The sequence below is a fragment of the Streptomyces glaucus genome (genome assembly GCF_039533365.1).
GTDB classification, from domain to species: Bacteria; Actinomycetota; Actinomycetes; order Streptomycetales; family Streptomycetaceae; genus Streptomyces; species Streptomyces glaucus.
Genome location: NZ_BAAATK010000006.1, coordinates 1 through 1,500 on the forward strand (window position 1 = coordinate 1; position 1,500 = coordinate 1,500).

Sequence of the window (1,500 nt, forward strand, 5' to 3'; positions counted from 1 at the left end):
CGGCCCCGGCCGCGGCCGGGGCCGCGGCGGCGGCCTGCGGGGCGCCCGCCACGCCCACGGCGCCGGCGCCCGCGGCGGCGACGGTGACCACGGCGGCGGCCCGCATCATCGAGCGACGGCTGAGGGCACCGGCGATGACGTCGCCGACGTACTCGTTGGAGCTGGTGTTGGGCACCTCGTGGAAGCAGGCGTCACCACACCGGAAACGACAGGTCATGGCGGACCGGCCGCCGGGATGGGATCCGGACGGTGTTCCGATCAACGGCAGCAGCTTGCGCACTGTGTTCTCCCCTGGGATGCCCTTGGTGTCGTCGTGACCGTAGGGGCACATACGTGCGGGAGTCGGGCGCTCGGGTGAACAGAGAGTGAACCTGCGGCAGCCGGAAGGAAGTCGCAGACGTCCACGACGGAAGTACGGGGAGACTGGATGCGGCCCTTGACGCGGCGGGGCTTTCGTGCCAGACCCTGCACAAGATCACAAGGCGGGGCCGCTAACCTTACGTGTCCGTCCTGGCCAGGGATTGACGGGCTTCAACTCACGCGAAGGGTTGCGCACATGGGCATTCTCACTCTCCTGCGGAACGCATTCGGCCGGTCACGCAAAGCGAGGGCCGCCGAGGCGGAGGGTGCGGCGCAGGAGCCGGCCACTTCGCGGGAGCCCGCGGAGACGGAGGCCGCGCAGGCGACCGGGGCCGCTGCCCCGGAGGCCGCGTCGACCGGGACGACGGCCCCCGGGGAGTCCGCGTCGCCGGAACCGAAGCTGCCGTCCCCGTCCACCGAGTCGGAGCCCGCCCCCGCGGCCCACATCCCCGACTCCCGTCCGGCCGCCGGCGAGGAGCACGAACTGGTCGTCGCGGCCTTCGACAACGTCACGGTCCCGAAGCCGACGCGCACGACGGAGAGCGAGCGGACGGAGGAGACCGCGGACCGGAAGACCGCCGAGACGCCGTCGGCGGCCGAGGAGACGCCCGAGGCCGAGACGAAGACGCCGGAGGCCGAGGAGACGCCCGAGGCCGAGACGAAGACGCCGATCGACGAGACGCCGAAGGCCGACAAGACGCCGGAAACCGAAGAGGTGTCGACCGCGGTGACGGAGCCGTCGGTGGCGGAGGAGTCCGCTGCCGCCGGTACACCGCCGGTCGCCGAAGCGCCGGAACCCGTCGAGGAACCGAAGACGGCCGAAGAGCCCAAGGCCGCCGACGAACCGGAAACCACCGAACAGCCCAGGGCCACCGAAGAAACGGAAGACGGCGACGAGCCGAAGGCCGTCGAAGGCCCTGGGTCCGCCGAAGAACCCGAGGCCGCCGAAGAACCGCAGCCCAGGGACGAGCAGACGGCTGAACGGCAGCCGGTGACGGAGACGGCTCCGGAGCCCGAGCCTGCCGTGACGGCCGAGACTGTCGCAGAGCCCGAGCCCGCCGCCCAGGCGGAACCGGAAGCCGACGCGAAGCCCGAGCCCGCCGCCGAAGCAGCTACGGACACCGAGACCGAGCCCGAGCC

Annotated in this window: 2 pseudogenes; one reads left to right on the forward strand and one right to left on the reverse strand. The window is 72.3% G+C overall.

Annotated features, from left to right (window positions below):
- Positions 1-280: pseudogene (locus ABD363_RS06270) on the reverse strand (phosphatase); the annotation flags it as partial.
- A gap of 276 nt (positions 281-556) precedes the next feature.
- Between ABD363_RS06270 and ABD363_RS06275 the strand changes: the two are divergent.
- Positions 557-1,500: pseudogene (locus ABD363_RS06275) on the forward strand (VWA domain-containing protein); the annotation flags it as partial.